Source organism: Kocuria sp. U4B (assembly GCF_054875615.1).
Genome location: NZ_JBTYJD010000002.1, coordinates 1 through 17,534 on the forward strand (window position 1 = coordinate 1; position 17,534 = coordinate 17,534).

General features: G+C 68.8%; 16 protein-coding genes and 1 pseudogene. 9 read left to right on the forward strand and 8 right to left on the reverse strand.

The annotated features are described in order from the left end of the window. The first annotated feature begins 167 nt into the window (after window positions 1–167). Together ACYSMR_RS17850 and ACYSMR_RS17855 are read left to right on the forward strand one after the other, a co-directional pair. Complete coding sequence (locus ACYSMR_RS17850) at window positions 168–917, forward strand: DUF4386 domain-containing protein (RefSeq protein WP_461746795.1); 750 nt, start codon at window positions 168–170, stop codon at window positions 915–917. A 101-nt stretch (window positions 918–1,018) separates the two neighbouring features. Next, window positions 1,019–1,471, forward strand: coding sequence for a hypothetical protein (locus tag ACYSMR_RS17855; protein WP_461746793.1), 453 nt, complete (start codon window positions 1,019–1,021; stop codon window positions 1,469–1,471). Window positions 1,472–1,942: 471 nt separating this feature from the next. Here the strand turns inward: ACYSMR_RS17855 and ACYSMR_RS17860 are convergent, their stop codons facing one another. After that, entirely contained in the window at window positions 1,943–2,191 is a 249-nt protein-coding gene (locus ACYSMR_RS17860; RefSeq protein WP_461748127.1) for a hypothetical protein, read from the reverse strand. Between the two features lie 417 nt (window positions 2,192–2,608). Here ACYSMR_RS17860 and ACYSMR_RS17865 point away from each other — a divergent pair, with 417 nt between their 5' ends. Next, a complete protein-coding gene (locus tag ACYSMR_RS17865; protein WP_461748128.1) occupies window positions 2,609–3,607 on the forward strand; it encodes a GAF domain-containing protein in 999 nt (332 codons plus the stop codon). Between the two features lie 849 nt (window positions 3,608–4,456). Here ACYSMR_RS17865 and ACYSMR_RS17870 read toward each other — a convergent pair. The 6 genes and pseudogenes from ACYSMR_RS17870 to ACYSMR_RS17895 form a co-directional block, all read right to left on the reverse strand. Continuing rightward, window positions 4,457–4,818 (reverse strand): annotated as a pseudogene (locus ACYSMR_RS17870) (recombinase family protein); the annotation flags it as partial. Between the two features lie 364 nt (window positions 4,819–5,182). Next, window positions 5,183–5,455: a hypothetical protein gene (locus tag ACYSMR_RS17875; RefSeq protein WP_461748129.1), complete on the reverse strand. Its 273-nt coding sequence runs from the start codon at window positions 5,453–5,455 to the stop codon at window positions 5,183–5,185. 37 nt (window positions 5,456–5,492) lie between these two features. Continuing rightward, window positions 5,493–6,164, reverse strand: a complete 672-nt coding sequence (locus ACYSMR_RS17880) for a YoaK family protein (RefSeq protein WP_461748130.1) — start codon at window positions 6,162–6,164, stop codon at window positions 5,493–5,495. Between the two features lie 32 nt (window positions 6,165–6,196). Continuing rightward, the gene (locus tag ACYSMR_RS17885; RefSeq protein ID WP_461748131.1) at window positions 6,197–7,801 is read right to left on the reverse strand and encodes a gamma-glutamyltransferase family protein; all 1,605 of its coding nucleotides are present in this window, start codon (window positions 7,799–7,801) and stop codon (window positions 6,197–6,199) included. A gap of 15 nt (window positions 7,802–7,816) precedes the next feature. Beyond that, a complete protein-coding gene (locus tag ACYSMR_RS17890; RefSeq protein ID WP_461748132.1) occupies window positions 7,817–8,548 on the reverse strand; it encodes a FadR/GntR family transcriptional regulator in 732 nt (243 codons plus the stop codon). A 63-nt stretch (window positions 8,549–8,611) separates the two neighbouring features. Continuing rightward, complete coding sequence (locus ACYSMR_RS17895) at window positions 8,612–9,106, reverse strand: RidA family protein (RefSeq protein ID WP_461748133.1); 495 nt, start codon at window positions 9,104–9,106, stop codon at window positions 8,612–8,614. A gap of 323 nt (window positions 9,107–9,429) precedes the next feature. Here ACYSMR_RS17895 and ACYSMR_RS17900 point away from each other — a divergent pair, with 323 nt between their 5' ends. The 3 genes from ACYSMR_RS17900 to ACYSMR_RS17910 all read left to right on the forward strand — a co-directional run bounded on the left by ACYSMR_RS17900 (window position 9,430) and on the right by ACYSMR_RS17910 (window position 14,247). Beyond that, the gene (locus ACYSMR_RS17900) at window positions 9,430–11,058 is read left to right on the forward strand and encodes a purine-cytosine permease family protein (protein WP_461748134.1); all 1,629 of its coding nucleotides are present in this window, start codon (window positions 9,430–9,432) and stop codon (window positions 11,056–11,058) included. A gap of 275 nt (window positions 11,059–11,333) precedes the next feature. Further along, window positions 11,334–12,788: a flavin monoamine oxidase family protein gene (locus tag ACYSMR_RS17905; protein ID WP_461748135.1), complete on the forward strand. Its 1,455-nt coding sequence runs from the start codon at window positions 11,334–11,336 to the stop codon at window positions 12,786–12,788. A 40-nt stretch (window positions 12,789–12,828) separates the two neighbouring features. Beyond that, entirely contained in the window at window positions 12,829–14,247 is a 1,419-nt protein-coding gene (locus ACYSMR_RS17910; protein ID WP_461748136.1) for an NAD-dependent succinate-semialdehyde dehydrogenase, read from the forward strand. A gap of 911 nt (window positions 14,248–15,158) precedes the next feature. On the opposite strand, the gene ACYSMR_RS17915 is transcribed toward ACYSMR_RS17910, so the two are convergent. Beyond that, the gene (locus tag ACYSMR_RS17915; protein ID WP_461748137.1) at window positions 15,159–15,749 is read right to left on the reverse strand and encodes a recombinase family protein; all 591 of its coding nucleotides are present in this window, start codon (window positions 15,747–15,749) and stop codon (window positions 15,159–15,161) included. A 241-nt stretch (window positions 15,750–15,990) separates the two neighbouring features. Here ACYSMR_RS17915 and ACYSMR_RS17920 point away from each other — a divergent pair, with 241 nt between their 5' ends. The 3 genes from ACYSMR_RS17920 to ACYSMR_RS17930 all read left to right on the forward strand — a co-directional run bounded on the left by ACYSMR_RS17920 (window position 15,991) and on the right by ACYSMR_RS17930 (window position 17,466). Next, window positions 15,991–16,479 (forward strand): hypothetical protein, encoded by a 489-nt coding sequence (locus tag ACYSMR_RS17920; protein WP_461748138.1) that lies wholly within the window; start codon window positions 15,991–15,993, stop codon window positions 16,477–16,479. Window positions 16,480–16,540: 61 nt separating this feature from the next. Beyond that, a complete protein-coding gene (locus ACYSMR_RS17925) occupies window positions 16,541–16,882 on the forward strand; it encodes a histone-like nucleoid-structuring protein Lsr2 (protein WP_461748139.1) in 342 nt (113 codons plus the stop codon). Window positions 16,883–17,259: 377 nt separating this feature from the next. Next, window positions 17,260–17,466: a hypothetical protein gene (locus ACYSMR_RS17930; RefSeq protein WP_461748140.1), complete on the forward strand. Its 207-nt coding sequence runs from the start codon at window positions 17,260–17,262 to the stop codon at window positions 17,464–17,466. Window positions 17,467–17,534 lie beyond the last annotated feature (68 nt).

A 17,534-nucleotide genomic window follows, 5' to 3' on the forward strand; every position in this document is an offset into this window, starting at 1 on the left:
TCCCCGGGAGCAAGGGCCCCGCTGTGGCCCGACCGCGTCAACTCCGCCCTGCTGTTTGGTCCGTTGCCGGTGCTGACCGGGCCTGCCTGTCCACCGTCGCGCCATCGCACCGTGGTTCGGCGCCCACAGACCCACCATTGCTCACCACCTCATCGAGGGAGACCGCCATGGCCGTCACCGACCGCACCACCACCGCCCCACGGGCCCCGATGGATCCGCTGCGGAAGACCGCGCTGATCGCTGGGGCGCTGTATCTGCTGACCTTCGTCTCGATCCCCACCCTGGCCCTCTACGGACCCGTCCACGACCCCGACTACATTCTGGGTCCGGGCCCGGACGGCCCGATCCTGCTCGGGGTGGGCCTGGAGATCGTCGTGGCACTGGCTGGCATCGGCACCGCCATCGTGCTGCACCGGGTGCTCCAACGCGTCAACGAGACGCTCTCCTTGGGGTTCATCGCCGCCCGCACCTTGGAGGCGGCCACCATCTTCGCCAGCGTCGCCTGCCTGCTCACCATCGTGAGTCTGCGCCAAGCCGGCACCGGGGCCGAGGCCCTGGTCAGCGCCCAGACCCTGATCATCCTGCGCGACTGGATGTTCCTCACCGGACAGGGCTTCATCCCCGCCGTCAACGCCCTGCTGCTGGGCCCGCTGCTCTACCGGGCCCGGCTGGTGCCCAGGATCCTGCCCATCATCGGCTTCATCGGTGCGGCCCTGCTGGTGGCCTCGGCCGTGGCCACCACCCTCGACCTGTGGGGACAGGTCTCCGCCCTGGCCGTCCTGGCGGCCCTGCCGATCGCGCTGTGGGAGTTCTCCCTCGGGGTGTGGCTGGTGGTCAAAGGCTTCACACCCTCACCCTTCACCACCGGACCGGACACCACCGGCATCACCGGCCCGGGCCACGACGGCCGGCGATAACCATCCCCGGTGCTGCACCCCACCGGGCAGGCACCGGCACGAGTTCCACCGCATCAACCCCGCGGCACCAGCCACGGGCACTGCCACCGAAGGACACCGCCATGGCCACCACCGCCGCACCCCAGCTCACCCACCCCAACGACCGCGGCCCCGACAGTGAGCTGCCGCTGCACCGTCTGCACCTAATGCGCGCCGGCTACGCCCTGATGGGCGTGGGCCTGATGATCTTCCGGGTACCCGACCTCTTCGTCCACGAACAGCCCTGGCCACTGAAGGAGAGCGTGGTCGTGTGCATGCTCACCGCCATGGCAGTCCTGGCGCTGCTGGGCCTGCGCTACCCGGTGAAACTGATCCCGATCCTGCTGTTCGAAGTGGCCTGGAAGCTCACCTGGCTCCCCGTCGTCGCCCTGCCCAAACTGCTCGCCGGCGAGATGGACACCGAGACGATGGAGGTACTGGTCAACTGCACCCTCGTCGTCATCATCATCGCCGTCATTCCGTGGGGCTACGTCTGGCGCCACTACCTCACCGCCACAGGCGACCGGTGGCGCTGACCTGGCTCCGACAGGCCGTAGCAGGCGCCACATCAGCAACAGATGCCCAGGCCATCAGCATCTCGCCCCTGAAGCACCTGAAGAAGACCCGCAATTGAGGTGGCCGACCCCGGGAGTTCCCGGACGCGCCGGTAGCGGGCCGCACACCACCCAGGTCTCGGGCACCTGGGTGGCGGGCGGCCCTTGCTTCAATCAGTCGAAGGGTGTTGCGGATCGGGGAATCAGTGAAGGCCGGGCGCCGCCGGGCGGGGTCCTTACCGGCAACCCTGCGCCTGACCACCGAATCGGTGATCCGCTCCCGCATGCTCTCCGGTTCCACCGGGGCCAGGGCGGCCATGACGGTGAACACCATCGGCCCATGGGCGTGGCGGTGTCCACGTCTTCCCCGCCGAGGGCCAGCACCCGCACCCCGGCACCACCGATCATTCCGTGCAGCACCGATCGTGGACGGGGGGTCAGTCCGGTGTTCTTCTAGCTGGTGTCAGGGCTCATCTCCCACGTGTAGGGGACGGAGTGGCCACCCAGGAGGTGGTTCGCCGCGCACACCACCTGGTTGCGCAGGGCCGGCGCGTGGTGGAGGAACGCATCGACTTCCACCTCACCGATGTCACCGCCCAGCCGGAACGTCCACCACCACAGGTCCATGACGCTGAAACCGGCTCCGCGGAGGCCCTCGCGGATCAGCCGTGCCTGCGCTCGAGCGATCGTCCTGTCATCCATCCGGATCCCATGCTCGCCCGATGATGGCCTCAGTGTAGACCGCCCCCACCGGGCACTCCGGGCCGCCCGCGTCACCCCGAACCAGACAGTGCACCGGCCCTCGGCCAGCCACTCCTGCCTCCTGGCCCGCCACCGCAGCCCACTGACCCGTAAGACCGAAGACCACCGCTGCTGCACCGAGTGCAAGGCCCGGCTCCCGGCGCCCCACCGCTGGCCGGTCCTGCCACCGTGCGGACACCGCAGCAGGGCCGGTGCCTGCGAGACCACTTTTCCCTGTCCCTCTCACCCTCCGGCCCACGGGAAAAGCAGTAAACTGACCGCCAAGAGGGGGTCGGTGAGACGAGGCGATTCCTGTGCTGACGGTTCCGGCAGCGGCCATCGCGCCAGCCCGGCCGCCTCTGCCGAACGGCGCACCCCATGTCCCCCGCACCTTGTCCCGGTGACTCTTCCCCCGCCCCTGCACGCCTGCTTCTGAGCGCACACGACGCCACCACCGCGGTGGCCCAGCTGATCCGCACCGCCCATCAGATCGTTCCCCGCGCGACCGGGGCGGGGCTGTCCCTGCTCGACGCCCCCGGCACGGGGGTCTCGCGTGCGGCCACCGGCCCGGCCGTGGAGGCCGCCGACGACGTGCAGTACGCCTGGGGGGTGGGTCCGTGCCTGAGCGCCTGGGCCACCGGGGCGCCCCAGCGCATTGAGGACACCTCCACCGAGACCCGGTGGCCGGGGTGGTCGGCGGCCGCGGCCGCGGCCGGGATCCGCTCAGTACTGAGCACCCCCCTGGTGCACCAGGGCCAGGTCCTGGGGGCGCTGAAGGTCTACGCCGCGGCCCCGTCCGCCTTCGGGCAGGCCGAGCAGCGGCTGCTGGCCCAGGCGGTGGCCACCCTGCTCGGGCCCACCCCACCCGTGGAGGCCCCCGCACCCCGTTCGACCCCGGTGACCCAGCCCGACCCGGTGCAGCGGGTGCGGGCGACGGTGGAGGCGGCCACCGAGGTATTGAGGACCCGCGAGGACCTGGATCCCGTCGCGGCCCGGGCGGCGCTGCTGGAGCTGGCCCGCACCCGGCAACGACCCCTGGGCGAGGTCGCCGCCCAGGTGCTGGAGACCGCGGTCGGCCAGGCACAGGCCCGCCGGCTGGGGGCCACCATGGTCGCCGCCGACATCACCCGGGCCGAACTGTGGCTGCACCACTACAGCATCGGCGGGGAGGTGAGCGAGCTGGAGGTCGACGCGTACCTGCACCACGCCCTGACCCTGCCCCGACTGCAGCGGGACCTGCTGGCCCACGCGGCCAACGAGATCCTCGACGAGACCGCCCCACCACGGGCGCCCTACACCACCCAGATCCTCACCGACCTGACCCCCACCCCCGGCCCCGACCACGGGCAGGAGACACCCCTGCCGCCGACGCGGTGAGAGCGGCGGACGTGGGGTGACCTGCCGGCACGAGGCGCCCGGGACCACGAGGCCGGCCTGCCGTCAGGATGTGCTCAGCGCCCGGGATGAAGAGGAGGAGGCGAGTCGGCCCCCAGCCGGTCTCGCCTCCTCGTACTACTTCCCCCCAGTGGCGGGCATCGTGGTGGATCCCCCCGGATCCGGATGCGCTGGGCCTGCTCGAAGGAAAACCAGGGCCTTCCGGGCACGGCCACGGACCGCCCTGGTAGGAGCAGGATCACCCACGCCCCGTAGCTGCGGCAAAGCCGTACGTCATGTCAGCACTCAGGATGCAAAGTCATCAGGCGCGGTCGCGAGCACCTCGCCCTCACATCCGGCCCGGAACCCGGTCACGGTGGAGCCGGCGCCTGGCGGCATGGGAAGAGCCGGGCACGGTACCCGGCTCTTCGTGTGGGAATGCCTTTCACCACGGAACCAGTATCAGGCACACGGCAGGCCGCTGCCAGAGCGTCCGTGGGGCGCGACAGGGGTGGCATGGGGAGGAGCCGGACGGCGGTCCGGCTCCTCTGGGAGTGCGCGAGGGATCGCCTTCCCCACCGTCCAGTGTGGGGCGCAGCGCTGGTGCCGACCAGGGAGTAGGGCTGGGCGTGATGTCAGCGTGTCAGGGCATGGGGGAGCCGGGCGGCGGCCCGGCTCTCCTCGGGTGCGCGGTGGCACCCATCTCTCCGAGCAGGGACTGTCACCCCGGCTCCCCAGGTCAGACAGCGAACCCGCTCCGACCGGCACCACGGCGGACGTGTCGACCCGTCGGATGGTGGACAGCAGGAAAGCCGCCCCTCTCCCTCACCCTTCGTCGGTCAGGGGCCGAATCTAGATGGCCGGCATGGGCAGTTCACGGATCCGCCGGTAGAGGGTTGCCCGAGACATGCCCAGGTCGCGGGCGATTTGGGTGGCCGGATTCCCGGAATCGATCAGGCGGACGGCATTGCGGATCTGGGAGTCGGTGAAAGTCTGGCGGCGCCCGCCGAGGTCCTTGCCGGCGGCCCTCCGTTTGGCCACCGAGTCGGTGATCCGTTCCCGCTTGATCTCCAGTTCCATCTGCGCCAGGGCGGCCATGATGGTGAAGACCATCGAACCCATCGGGGTGGCTGTGTCCACGTCCCCCCACCCAGGTTGAGCACCCGGAGACCCGCTCCCCGGCCGCGTAGCGCTTCGGCGAAGGCCTGCCTGTTCGGCATCACCTGCCAGGCGGTGCATGCACTATCGCCGCGTCGACACTCTCGTGCGTCCAATAGCGGGTCTCTTGCCGGCTGATTGTGGGGTGCGATTAGCTACCGTGTCTGCCCTCGCAGATTCGAGTCGCTGTAATGGCGTGGCCGGCTCCGAGCAGCGGTTCTCGAAGCCGGCCAGCCTCCGGGGAACCCACCGTCGAGCACGGTTACGGTGGATGCGACCGTGCTCGACCGGCCCCGGTGGGCAGGCCGTGAGCGGCGAATCTTACGGTCGCCCGACGCCCGGTGTGCTCCTCCCTGGTCGCATTGACCTCAGGTGTCAGCGAGGAGAGGAATCTCTATCGGGCCAGTCCCGCGGTCGCGGTCATGCCAACGATGTGGGTGTCTGGCCGGCCAAGGGCTCTGTCGGTGGCGTTGAGGAGGACTGCCGACTGATGTGGTACTCAGCGGCGTCGAGCAGCTTCCGCTCCTGGAGCGCGCCGTGCCGGATCCACAGGATGCCTTGCGCAGGGGCGGTGGTCTCGACCTCCCCGCGGTAGATCCGTGGGCCGTGCAGCTGGTGGGCTTCGACGGCATCACCGGCGCGCAGATCCGCCAGGTCGGTCTGTGGCGTGGTGCCCTGCGCGGGAGTTGGCATGGTGGACCCTCCGGATGTACGGGATGGGGGATGCGGTTCAGGCAGTCGCCAGTTCCAGTTCCAGCTCTTCTGCTTTCTTCGCCGCGACGGCACGTGCGGTGAAGATGATGGCCACGGCCAGCAGGATGGCAGCGGGCAGGATCAGCGCTGCCACAAGATCGAGGTTGAGCAGCAACGCCCCGACGACGGCGCCGAGGAACATGGACAGGACTGCCGCGACCCGTCGACCGGTCGCGGCCGCGGTCGCCCGCCCTCGCAGGGGCCCGGCCTGGCTGAAGAGCAGGGACAAGGTGGAGGTGATCACCACGGTGGAGATGTCCGGGACACCGACCATGCGCGCGGCGATGGCTTGGAAACCCATCAACACCCCGATGCTGAACGTGACGGCGTGCAGCACCAGGTCGGTCATAGGCAGCATGGCCACGGCCACGCAGACACCGGCCATGCCGACCGCACCGCTCCAGAGGATGGCCGCCACCGACTTGGGGCCTGTGGCGGTAAAGGCGCGCAGGATGACTCCGAGGATCCAGGACCCGAGGACGAAGCCACCCAGAGCAGACAGGGGCCCCAGCAGCGGCACGGTGGGGGATCCGGCGGCGGAGAGCCCGACCAGGATGACGTTGCCGGTCATGTTGGCGCCGAAGACCTGGTCCATGCCGAGGTAGGTGGCCGCGTCCAAGGCCCCGGTGCCGAAGGACAGGGCGGTCATGGCCCACAGCGATGTGCGGGAGTGGGGGGTGCTCATCGTGCTCCGATCGACAGTCCGTCGGAGCGGGGGTCGGAGCCGAGGGCGAATCCGTTGCCGTCCGGGGCCTGGCGGATGACCTGGAGGTGGCCCACGGCATCGTCCAGTGCCTCGAGGGTCTTGAGGGTGAAGCTGGCACCCGTGAGGCTGCTGGTGGCCTCGGTGGGCACTCCTTCTTCGATGGAGATGGTGCGCGGTTCGTCGGCCGATGTCGCTCCGGCCTCCATCTGGCCCACGATCCAGCGGGGCCGTTCCACGGCCTGGGCCGGGGTGAAGCCCAGGGCCAGGTTCAGGGCCAGGTGGGTGTGGATCTGTGGTTGGGCGCGACCGCCCATGGTGCCGTGGGCCCCGACCGTCCGCCCGTCCTGGCGCGCCAGCACGGGCATGAGGGTGTGGGCCGGCCTGCGCCCCGGCGTGAGTTCGTTGGCGGCTCCGGGTCGCAGGCTGAAGGAGGCGCCCCGGTTGTGGAGGAGGATGCCGGTGGAGGGGTCCATGAGGCAGGAGCCGAAGGCGTGGAAGGCGCTTTGGATCAGCGACACCCAGTTGCCGTCGGTGTCGGCGGTGACCACCGCGACCGTGTCCCCGGTGCGGCGGGCGTAGTGGCGGGCAACCGGCACGGTGGCGGCGTCCCGGGCCATTCCTAGATCGGCCAGCCGCTCTGTTGCCGCGGTGGCCAGCAACTCGGCGAAGGGGACGTGGGTGTGCTGGGGGTCCCCGAGGTGTTCGTCACGGTGACGGGCGGCGGCGGCGAGGACGCGGGCAACGATCGGGGCATCGGCCCCGATCGGGTCCGGCACCCGTCCCAGGCGCCGGGACACCTCGTCCAGGGCCGCGATGCCCTGCAGGAAGAAGGTGCCCTGGCTGTTGCCGCCTGCGCTGAGGTATTCAGTCCCGTCGAAGAACGTGGCCAGTGGCGTTTCGATGCTCGCCTCGTGCCGGGCGAAGTCATCGACGGTGAGGTCACTGCCGAGCCGGCGCAGGGTGTGCAGCACCTCCCGACCGACGACGCCGCGGTAGAACGCCGCAGTCCCCTCCTGGGCAATGGCCCGCAATGACTCGGCCAGGTGCGGCAGTTGCAGTGTCTGGCCGGCCTCCAGCACCGCCCCGTCGCGGAAGAAGACCTCTCGGCAGCCCGGGTCCTGGGCCAACAGGGCCTGTTCGCGGACGAGGTCACGGTGCACACCGGGGGCGACCGCCACACCGTCCTGGGCCGCTTCGGCCGCGTTCTCCAGCGCCTCGGCCAGTGGCCGTCGGCCCCAGGTGTCGGCCAGGACCTGCCAGGCGCTCAACAGGCCCGGAACGGTAACGCTCTTGGGCCCGGAGACGGGCACGAAGCCGTCGGCGGCCACGTAGGTGGCAGGATCCAGTGCTGCCGCCGACCGGCCGGTGCCGTTGATGACGGCGATGGTGCCGTCGGCGGCGCCGACCATGGCGATGGCGTCCCCGCCGATGGTGCACTGATTGGGGTAGACGACGGTGAGCATGGCGGCGGCCGCCAGGGCCGCGTCAACGGCGTTGCCGCCCTTGTCGAAGGCCTGGTAGGCGGCCAGCGTGGCCTCGGCGTGGGGGGTGGCGGCCGCGCCGGTGAGGTGATGGCTCATGGGATGTGCACTTTCTTATGTGGCGTGGGAGTTCCAGTCCTGGAGGCCGATGTTCGTGGAGACCTCGTGGATATGGGCGGACATGGCCGTGCGGGCGGCCTCGGCGTCATGGCTGCGGATGGCCTCGTAGATCCTGCGGTGGGCGGCCACGGACCGGTCCAGCCGCTGCTGGGTCTGGTGGGTTTCGGCCCGGGAGGGCGCCATCCACTCGTTGGCCACCCCCAGCAACCGCGACAGCATGGGATTGTGGGTGAGTCGGGCGACTTCACTGTGGAACTCGACATCGAGACGGACTAGCAGCTCGATGGAGGGATGGTCCCGACGGATTTCCTCCTCGGCCTGCTCCAGGGGGCGCAACAAGGCGGCCAGCTCAGTATCCAGAGCCCTGTCGGCGGCCCGTTCTGCCATGGGAGGCTCGATCACCGCGCGCAGGTCCATCACCTCGCGCAGCACCCGTTGGGTGGGCTCCATCGTCCCGAGCATCCCCGCGTGCAGGTCCGGGCGGTCCATGGCGCGCACCAGCGTCCCACGCCCGCGCGTGCGGGTGACCAGACCCCGAAGCTCCAGATCCCGCAACGCTTCACGCACCGTGGTGCGAGAGACCCCGGTGGTCTCGGCCAGCTCACGTTCGTTAGGCAGCTTGTCCCCGGGCTTCAGTTCGCCCTCGTGGATCATCCGGGTCAACCGATGGCTCAACTGCTCCGCCACGGAGCCGGTGGTGATGGAAATCCCGCTCAAGGCTGACATGGTGTCCTCCGCTCACTTTGGTTCGACAAACGTACCAATGGGATCGTCGGGCCCCCAGAGCAGTCAGTCGCGGATCTCGACGGTCACCCAGTTCTCGAAACAACTGCCGCCAGCCAGGCTGGTGACCCCGATCGTGGCTCGGCCGCCCAGTCCGACCTCCGGGCCGAAGACCTCCACGAAGAGGTCGGTGGCTCCCGAAGAGACCTTGTGCACGTCGGTGAAATCCGGGGTGGAGGTGACGAAGCACAGGGACCGCACCATGCCCTTGACCCGGTCAAGGCTGCCCAGGGCGTAGCGGATGCCCCCCAGGCAGTTGAGGGCGGTCAAGCGTGCCGCCTCGTATCCCTGCTCGACGGTGAGGTTCTCCCCCAGCCGGCCCGGGAAACGCACCGTTCCGTCGGCCCGGTCGGGGGTGTGGCCACTGAGGTACAGCACGTTGCCCACGATGTGGTGGGGCTTCATGCTGCCGTAGGTGTCGGCCCCGTAATAGCCCTCCTTGGCGAAGTCGGGGATCTCCAAGCCGAGTTCGCGGACACGGTCCTCAAAAGTTTGAGTCATCACGTCATTCTCCTGTTCCTGCCGCGCCGACGGCGATTAGTACGATGGTCCAACCAAGTGCTTCGAGAGTGACACGCCTCACCGCCGCCGTCAACCCTGTGTGCAACTCAGCCGCGAAAGAGCCGCTACGACGCCGGCCGGGGCGGCCTTGGGAGCGGTTTTGCAGATCCACCATTGACACCGCCGTGATCTACCCCACATACTCTCGTCCCAAGTAGCTCTCGCCGAAGGGCTGCTGTCCAACCAAGTGATCCCCTTCCGAAGCCGGAGTGGATGCCGTGCGTGCATCCTCTGGTCCCGGTGATCGCTTGAGAGGAACCGCAATGTCGGTCAAGAATCAACCCCTGGTGCCGCTGCAGGTCAGCTACGCGGACGACCCGCGGGTCGTCAAAGAAGCCGCCACGGAGGACTACACGACCCATGTCGTGCCCCTGTCCTGGCGCAGCAGCAAGAAATCGCTGTCGATGTCCTGGTACTCGCTCGTGAGCGGGATGTTCTACCTGGTCACCGCCGCAGCCCTCACCGCCGTGGTCGGCACTGTCGACACGATCATCGGCATCGTCCTGGCCTGCGCCGTCTTCGGGTGGCTCGGGTTCGTCTTCTCCCGCTATGCAACCCGGACCGGGCTCACCGTTGCCCTGATCTCCCAGCGTCTTTTCGGCGCCTCGGGCTCGATCGTGGCCCCGCTGATCCTGGCGGCCACCTCGATCTACTACGCGGTGTTCGAGTCCTCGATGATCGCCCACGCCTTCAATGCCTACATCGGTGGTCTGGACATCAAGGTCTGGTACGCCATCGCGGTGGCCATGAACCTGCCCCTGGTCATGGGCAGCATCCGGCGCTGGATGGACAAGTACAACGCCGCCCTGCTCCCGCTCTACTGGGCCGGACTGCTGCTGATCGTGGTGCTGGCGACCACGCGGGCCGACACCTCCGGGTGGCTGGCCCACGACCCCGTGCAGGCGGCCGGGCTGGCGGCCCCGGGCTGGCTCTACGCCTTCTTCGTCTACCTCGGCGTCCTGGTCCTGATGATGTTCACCGTCGACTTCGCCCGCTTCGGCAAGCCGGCCGACGCCACGACCAACGGCATCGCGATTTTCGGCCCGGTCTTCTACGTCTTCGTCTACCTGGCCAACGGCCTCATCGGCATCTTCATCACCTACGCCGCCGGCGTGTCCGGCGAGGTCTCCTCCACGGCCATCGTCGACTACGCCATCACCTTGCTCGGTGGCTGGGGACTGTTCCTGGTCTGGGTCACCCAGGCGCGCATCAACACCGCCAACTTCTACGTCGCCTCCACCAACCTCGAGGCCGTGTGGACCCGGCTGTTCCGGATGCGCCTGCCTCGGGTCTTCGCCGTCCTGATCTCCGGGGTCATCACCTACGTCTTCATGCTCACCGACGTGCTCAGCTACCTGCTTGTCGCGCTGTCCTGGCAGGGCGCCTTCATCTCGGCCTGGGTCAGCATCCTGCTCGTGCACATCTACCTCAGCCCCTCCGGTGATAAGAACGGGCTGCCGGAATTCCGGCCCGGTCGCCTGCGCAGCTTCACGATCGGTGCATGGGTGTGGATCGGCAGCTCGATTACAGGCGTGCTGTTCTACCAGTTCGGCGGCACCGTTGGCGCCACCTGGTCCACCCCGACCACTTTCGCCCTGGGAGCCATCCTGTACGCGATCGCCTACAAGGCCACGGCGGCCACCACGCTGCTCAAGCGCCACCACGACCCCCGCGACGAGGTCGACAACGTCTGGGAAGCACGCATCCGCTGCCACGTCTGCGACCACAGCTACATCGCCGTCGAAATGGACCGTGACCCCAGCGTCGCCGGACAGCCCCCGATCTGCACCGCCTGCGCCGGACTCAGCCGCACCTACCGCCAGGCCTGCCTAAACGAGCACGCCACAGAGGCCAAAGCTTCACGCACGGAATCAAACCGCCAGCCTGTGTGAATCCTCTCCAGGAGGGCCCGTCGGCGTCAGCCCGCCGGCGGGCCCCTCCTCTAAGGCCGACCGGCTTATTGCGATGCGATCGACACTCCTGGCCCGCCCGAGTCCACAAGGGCGCTCATGAGCCGGAGCCCAGGGTCCTGAGTGCACGCAGATTGCACCGACGAGGTACACCCACGACGGACCTCGCCGCCCCGTTCCGTACCTTGACGAGGGGGTTCGTCCCCTCCGATCATGTATTAATGAATGTATTTCATTTTATAGTGAGGGAGAGCGCAGTGACCGACCAGAGAACCCTGGGCAGCGAGACGGCGATCGAGCGCGACGTCGTGGTGGTGGGCGCCGGGCCCGCGGGGCTGACGGCCGCCCGCACCCTCGTGGCAGCCGGGAAGTCCGTGGCCGTGCTGGAGGCCCGCGACCGCGTGGGCGGGCGCACCTGGTCGAAGACGGTCGACGGGGCGTTCCTCGAGATCGGCGGGCAGTGGATCTCCCCGGACCAGACGGAGCTGCTGGGCCTGGTCGAGGAGCTGGGGCTGGAGACCTTCGCCCGCTACCGCGAGGGCGCCTCCGTCTACATCGGCTCGGACGGGGTGCGCCGGACCTACTCCGGCTCCCTCTTCCCGGCGTCCGAGCGGACCGTGGCCGAGATGGAGAAGCTCATCGGCATCCTCGACGACCTCGTCGAGCAGATCGGCGTCGCCCAGCCGTGGGCGCACCCGCTGGCCCGGGAGCTGGACACCGTCTCCTTCCATCACTGGCTGCGGGCCCAGTCCGACGACGAGGAGGCGTGCACCAACATCGGCATGTTCATCGCCGGGGCGATGCTCACCAAGCCCTCCCACGCGTTCTCCGCCCTGCAGGCCGTGCTCATGGCCGCCTCCGCCGGGTCCTTCTCGAACCTCGTGGACGAGGACTTCATCCTCGACCGCCGCGTGGTCGGGGGCATGCAGTCGGTCTCCGAGACCATGGCCGCCCAGCTGGGCGAGGACGTGGTGTTCCTGGGCACCCCGGTGCGCACGATCCGCTGGGGCGGGCCCGAGGACACCTACGCCGAGCACGTGCCTGGCACCCCGGTCACCGTGTGGTCCGACCGGCTCACCGTGAAGGCGCGCGACGTGGTGGTGGCGGTCCCGCCGAACCTCTACTCCCGCATCTCCTTCGAGCCGCCCCTGCCCCGGCTGCAGCACCAGATGCACCAGCACCAGTCCCTGGGCCTGGTGATCAAGGTGCACGCCGTCTACGAGAGGCCGTTCTGGCGGGAGGCGGGCCTGTCCGGCACCGGGTTCGGGGCCGGGGAGCTCGTCCAGGAGGTCTACGACAACACCAACCACGCCGACCCCCGCGGCACCCTGGTGGGCTTCGTCTCCGACGAGAAGGCCGACGAGGTGTTCGCGCTGGACGCCGAGCAGCGCCGGCGGGCCATCCTGGAGTCCATCGCCCGCTACCTCGGGGACGAGGCGCTGGAACCGGTCGTCTACTACGAGTCCGACTTCGGCTCCGAGGAGTGGACCCGCGGCGCCTACGCCGCCAGCTACGACCTCGGCGGGCTGCACCGCTACGGAGCCCACCAGCGCACCCCCGTGGGCCCGATCCGCTGGGCCTGCTCCGACCTCGCCGCCGAGGGCTACCAGCACGTCGACGGCGCCCTGCGCCAGGGCAAGCTCGCCGCCGCCGAGGTCCTCGGCGCGCAGCCCGCCGGCACCGCCGTACCCCTGCAAGGAGCCCACCGGTGACCCGGCAGCCGGCGCCCCCACAACACAGAAAGACACAGAGATGACTACCGTCTCCACCCCCGCAATTGCCTCCGCCACCGCCCCGTCCCCCTACCGGTCGGTCAATCCGGCCACCGGTGAGGTGGTGGCGCAGTTCCCCGCCGCCACCGACTCCCAGGTGAGGGAGGCGGTGGCCGCCGCCGACACCGCCTACCGCTCCTGGCGTGCGGTGCCCATCGCCGAACGGGCGGCGGTCGCCGCCCGCGTGGGCGAACTGTTCGCCGAGCGGGTCGAGGAACTCGCCGCGATCGCCACCGAGGAGATGGGCAAGCCGCTCTCCGAGGCGGTCGGGGAGGTGGAGTTCAGCGCGGACATCTTCGCCTACTACGCCGCCGAAGGCCCGGCCCTGGCCGCCGATCAGCCCCTGCCCACCCCCGCCGGCGGTCGCGCCGTGCTCCAGCGCCGCCCGGTGGGGGTGCTGCTGGGGATCATGCCCTGGAACTACCCCTACTACCAGGTCGCCCGCTTCGCCGCCCCCAACCTGGTACTGGGCAACACCATCGTGCTCAAGCACGCCGAGTCCTGCCCCCGCACCGCCCTGGCGATCCAGCAGCTCATGGAGGAGGCCGGGGTCCCGGCCGGGGCCTACACCACCCTCTTCGCCTCCCACGCCCAGGTCGCCGACATCATCGCCGACCCGCAGGTGCAGGGGATCTCCCTGACCGGCTCCGAACGCGCCGGGGCGGCCGTGGCCGAGACCGCCGGGCGGCACCTCAAGAAGGTCGTGCTGGAGCTGGGCGGCTCGGATCCCTACATCGTGCTCGACACCGACGACGTGGCGGCTTCGGCCCGGGCGGCGCTGGCCACCCGGATGGGCAACACCGGCCAGGCCTGCAACTCCAACAAGCGCATGATCGTCACCGCCGGGATCTACGAGGAGTTCGTCGCCGAGCTCACCACCCAGGCCGCCGCCCTGGTCCCGGGGGACCCGGCGGTGGACGCCCCGGGGACCTACGCCCCGCTGTCCTCCCGGGCCGCGGCCGAGGGGCTGGCCGCCCAGATCCAGGCCGCGGTGGCCGCCGGGGCGACCCTGCACACCGGCGGGGTGCTGCTGGAGGGGCCCGGGGCGTACCTGGCCCCGGCGGTGCTCACCGGGATCACCCCGGGAATGGCCGCCTACCGGGAGGAGCTCTTCGGCCCGGTCGCGGTGGTCTACAAGGTGGGCAGCGACGAAGAGGCCCTCGCGCTGGCCAACGACACCCCCTACGGGCTCGGCGGGGCGGTGTTCAGCACCGACCCCGAGCGGGCGCGCCGGCTGGCCGAGCGGCTCGAGTGCGGCATGGCCAACGTCAACGCCGCCGAGGCCGAGGGCGCGGGCATGCCCTTCGGCGGGGTCAAGCGCTCCGGCTACGGCCGCGAGCTGGGCCCGCTGGGCATGGACGAGTTCGTCAACAAGCGCCTGCTCTACACCACCGACTAGAGATTAACGCATGTAGATGCCACTGGGTGGGTCCGGCAGCCCGCTGCCGGACCCACCGGGGCGCACCTCGCTTCATCAGTCCCCTTGCACCGCAACGTTTGTTCCTGGACGAGCCCGCCATCACCGGCCGCGTCTGCACCTGGCCCTCAGTATTCGCCGTGGGGTCGTACCCGTAGTCGTCGCTGAGGCTTGAGATGCAGTGGCCCTCTGCACGATGCGGATCCCCACTTCAAAAAAGGTCAGCGTCGTCGACCCCACCCCCAACCCCGAGCCTGTGACGAGCTCTGGAGCCTCCAGCAACCGGAGATCTCATGAACGACATCGTGTTGACGCCTGCCTCCGACCATCCGCCCAGCCCCACACCGGGAATCGGTGTCGGAGTGACCCGCCCCTCGATTCCCTCAGCCACAACATCGGGCCTGTCCCGCTACCGCGTACGCGCCGACCGAGCTGGCTTGGACCTACGGGCCGGAGAGATCGTGCTGTGCGCCCCGTACCAGCCGGCCCACCTGGGGATGGTGGTGGTGATGCGCTGCGAGGCCGACGGATACAGCCCTGGAGCCCTCATTCCAGCCACCGACGTCGAATACCTGGAGTCCGCGCGTCAGCCCTTGGGTCCCTGCACTTGGAGCACTCCCGGCGTTCGCCCTCGATGAGCTATTCATAGATCGCTGGTTTCATCATTGCTGAGGGTACGGTGATATCCCCACCGGGCCCCGTCCTGGGCTACTGCGTCGTTGCCCCCACCGCCATAGGGGTGTAACCCTGTAGTCGTCACTCCCCTCGGCACCAGGGGGGGGGATCGGTTACCGCGGGCCATGACCTCTCATGCCCGGCCGCACCCCCCTGCCCTTGGCACACCGGTGAGGGACCTGTCGTCCGCACCATCGGATGCACCAACCCGAACACACTCACGAGACCAGTGTCGGAAGTTCCCGGATACGGCGGTACAAGGTGGCCCTCGACATCCCCAGGTCCCGGGCGACCTGGGTGGCCGGCTCCCCGGAGTCGATGAGGCGGACGGCGTTGCGGATCTGGGAGTCGGTGAAGGTCTGTCGGCGTCCCCCGAGGTCCTTGCCGGCGGCCCGGCGCTTGGCCACCGAGTCGGTGATGCGTTCGCGTTTGATCTCCAATTCCATCTGGGCCAGGGCGGCCATGACCGTGAAGACCATCGAGCCCATCGGGGTGGCCGTGTCCACGTCTCCCCCACCCAGGTTGAGCACCCGCAACCCCGCGCCCCTGCTCCGCAGTGCTTCGGCGAAGGTCAGCATGTTCTGCGTCGAGCGGCCCAAACGGTCCAGCGTGGTGATCACCAACGTGTCACCCTCCTCGACCGCGGCGATCGCCTTGGCGAAGGCCGGACGGGAGCCACGGCCTCCAGACACTCCATGGTCAACGTACAGATCATCGCGCCGCACGCCCGCCTTCAGCAAGTCATGCACTTGACGGTCCGCGTCCTGCTGGCGCGTCGACACCCGCGCATACCCAATCAACTTGCCCACGTCAACCCAATCTGTCTCGCAACCTACGATGAGTAACCAATTCTAGGCCCATAGATAAAGCACAAAGCTACGAGACACCCTCCGGCCCAGAATCTCGGGGTTGCAAAAAAGTTCGACGAGACGTCTCGCATCCCTAGCCTTCTAAGACACATCGCAGCACAGGCGCAAGAAGCGTGCAGGCATACAATGCAATGAATACGATGCATACTGTGCCCTGCATCCAGTAACTACGGGAGGAACCATGCCGTTCGAGGTGTTCGACAAGAGAATGACCCCGCTGGCGAAGGCGCCCAGCGTCACTATCCAGAAGCGAGGCGTGATCTCGCTGAACAGAGCTGCTCACGATTTGGTCGATAACGCTGAGACGGTGGAGTTGCTCTACGACCGCGACCGGCAGATTATGGCCCTGCGTGCCGCCGATGACTCCTCCCCACACGCCTACGCGGTCCGTAATGGCTCCCGGCGTGGCCCTGGGCAGGCCATTGTCTCGGCCACCGCCTTTACTCAGCACTATGGCATCGACACCACTGCCACGAGGCGGTGGAAGCCGTTCGTGGAGGACGGCATGCTCTGTGTGGACCTCACCGAGGAAGGCACCGTCATCACCGGCAACCGCACCAAGACCACGGCACCGATCCAAGACGCCGAGGCGGCAGAGGCGGCGGAGGACATCGAAGCCGTCGCCGTCCAGGAGGGCCCGGTTGGCGATGACACCACCGCCGACTCCTGACTACCCGTACGACAACACCGCCTTGTTCTACGACCCGTTCACCCGAAAGGATTCCCCACCCATGGCGCAGAAAGTCGAAGTGCACCTCGAGGACGACCTCGACGGCGGCCCCGCCGACCACACCCTCACCTTCGCCCTGGACGGGCGTGACTACGAGCTCGACCTCTCCGAGGCCAATGCCGAGAAGCTGCGCGAGGTGCTGCGCCCCTTCGTGGCCGCCGGCCGTAAGACCACCCGCACCGGAACCCGTTCCACCAGCTCCCGCAGCACCGGGGCCCGATCCTCGAGCAGCGACCCCGACACCGCCAAGATCCGGGCCTGGGCCAAGGAGAACGGCCACCCGGTCTCCGACCGCGGCCGTATCCACCAGTCCGTCAAGGACGCCTACTACGCCGCCCACTGACCCCTCCCGGGTGAGACGGGCCGGCGATGCTGGGGTCGTCACTGCACCGCGGGGCAACGCCCCGGCACAGTGCGGGCCTATCGGTTGCCCGAGCGAGCACAAGCGCTGTGGCCGCACGCTTCCAGGGCCCCCGCACAGCCTGGCGCCAGTGCGAGCTCGAGAATGAGAAGCATCAGAACCGCCGCCACGATCAGCATCCTCCGCCACGACACCATGGGCGCCCCTGTCCTTATCCTGTGGCCTCGCATGTTATCCCACGTCAGAGCGGTATTAACCCACGGACCATGGAGAGGCGGAGACCGCGGAGACGGCCTGTCGTCATGGATTGTTCACCTGGCACCACTGCCGGGTGTGACGGGCTCCCCTATGCTCTGCGGGTGGGGATCAACATGGGGATGTTGTGCTTTGGTGTGGTGTCACTTCTTGGTTCGATCGCGCTGCCGACTATGAGTACCTGGCGTCGCCGGCGGAAGCGCCGCAAAGGGAAGGCCGTGTCACTGGATGCGGATCACGCCATCGCCGTCGGATCCCTGGTGCTGGCAGTGGCAGGGATCCTCGCCATCTGCGGATCAGGCTTTCTCTGAGGAGCACCCGCCGCTGGGCGCCTATCCAGAAGCCAACGATCGCAGCCTCATCGACGCTGCCTGACCTG